Consider the following 1,782-nt stretch of genomic DNA (forward strand, 5'->3'; position numbering starts at 1 on the left):
GGCCGATGAGATCCGCGCCGAGCTGGACGGCCCCTACGCCTTGTTCGGCCACAGCCTCGGCGGCCTGCTGGCCTTCGAACTGGCCCATGCCCTGCGCGAACGGGGCGCGCCGCCGCCATTGGCGCTGTTTGCCTCGGGTACCGCCGGCCCGGCCTGTCGCGATGTCAGCGAATACGCCATCGAGAAAAACGACGAACAACTGATCGCCCGCCTGCGGGAACTCAAGGGCACGGGCGAAGACGTGCTGGCCAACGCCGAACTGATGCAGTTGATGCTGCCGATCCTGCGGGCCGACTTCCTGCTGTGCGGCAGTTTCGAATACGGCGAGCGTGAGCCGCTGAGCCTGCCCATCCATGTATTCGGCGGCAAGCAGGACACGGTGCGCGCCGATCAACTGCTGGACTGGCAGCAAGACACCGCCAGCGGTTTCTCCCTCGACATGTTCGACGGTCACCACTTCTTCCTGGTGCAGCACGAGAGTTCCGTACTGCGCTGTGTGCGGCGTTACGCCGACGAACACCTGGCCCGCTGGCGCAACGACGCCGCGCGGCAGATGGCCCGGGCGACCGGCTGAACAAGCCCCCGGCCACACATTCCCCGATTTCCCAGTAAGCCGATTTCAGGCAGGAACCCCATGATGGACGCCTTCGAACTTCCCCGCACCCTGGTTCAGTCCCTTCAACGCCGCGCCGCGCAAACCCCGGATCGACTGGCGTTGCGCTTCCTTGCCGAGACGGCCGAACAGAGCGTTGTCCTCAGTTACCGCGACCTCGACCTGCGCGCCCGCACCATTGCCGCCGCCTTGCAGGCCGACGCCGGGCTGGGCGATCGTGCGGTGCTGCTGTTCCCCAGCGGGCCGGATTACGTCGCGGCGTTCTTTGGTTGCCTGTACGCCGGGGTCATCGCGGTGCCGGCCTATCCGCCGGAGTCCGCCCGCCGTCATCATCAGGAGCGGCTGCTGTCGATCATTGCAGACGCCGAGCCGCGGTTGCTGCTGACCACGTCCAGCCTCGGTGATTCGCTGGCGCAACTCGAAGGCGCGCCGCAGTTGCTGTGCGTTGACAGCCTCCATGCCGAAATCGCGAGCCATTGGGTTGCGCCCAACTTGCAGGACGATGACATCGCCTTCCTGCAATACACCTCCGGCTCCACTGCGTTGCCCAAGGGCGTGCAAGTGACCCACGGCAACCTGGTGGCCAACGAGCTGCTGATTCGCCGGGGCTTCGGCATCGACCTGAACCCCGACGACGTGATCGTCAGTTGGTTGCCGCTTTACCACGACATGGGCCTGATCGGCGGGCTGCTGCAGCCGATCTTCAGCGGTGTGCCGTGCGTATTGATGTCGCCGGCGTACTTCCTTGGCCGGCCATTGCGCTGGCTCGAAGCGATCAGCGAATACGGCGGCACCATCAGCGGCGGGCCGGACTTCGCCTATCGCTTGTGCAGCGAGCGAGTCAGCGAATCGGCATTGGATCGCCTGGATTTGAGCAAGTGGCGCGTGGCGTACTCCGGCTCCGAGCCGATCCGCCTCGACACCCTCGAACGCTTCGCCGAGAAGTTCGCCGCCTGCGGTTTTACCCCGAACAATTTCTTCGCCTCCTACGGCTTGGCGGAGGCCACCTTGTTCGTTGCCGGCGGCACCCGTGGCCAGGGCATCCCGGCTGTGCGCCTAGACGAACAGGCTCTGGCCGCCAATCGCGCCGAGCCCGGTCAGGGCGCGGCGATCATGAGTTGCGGCACCAGCCAGCCCGAGCACGCGGTGCTGATTGCCGACCCCGCCAC

General features: G+C 66.0%; 2 protein-coding genes. Both read left to right on the forward strand.

Annotated features, from left to right (window positions below; genetic code table 11):
- The coding region (locus HX846_RS36375; RefSeq protein WP_178967365.1) for a thioesterase II family protein at window positions 1-574 on the forward strand (574 nt) is incomplete at its 5' end.
- Window positions 575-634: 60 nt separating this feature from the next.
- Window positions 635-1,782: AMP-binding protein (locus HX846_RS36380; protein ID WP_178967366.1), on the forward strand; the 1,148-nt coding region annotated here is incomplete at its 3' end.

Source organism: Pseudomonas sp. K5002 (assembly GCF_013386655.1).
Taxonomy (GTDB): domain Bacteria; phylum Pseudomonadota; class Gammaproteobacteria; order Pseudomonadales; family Pseudomonadaceae; genus Aquipseudomonas.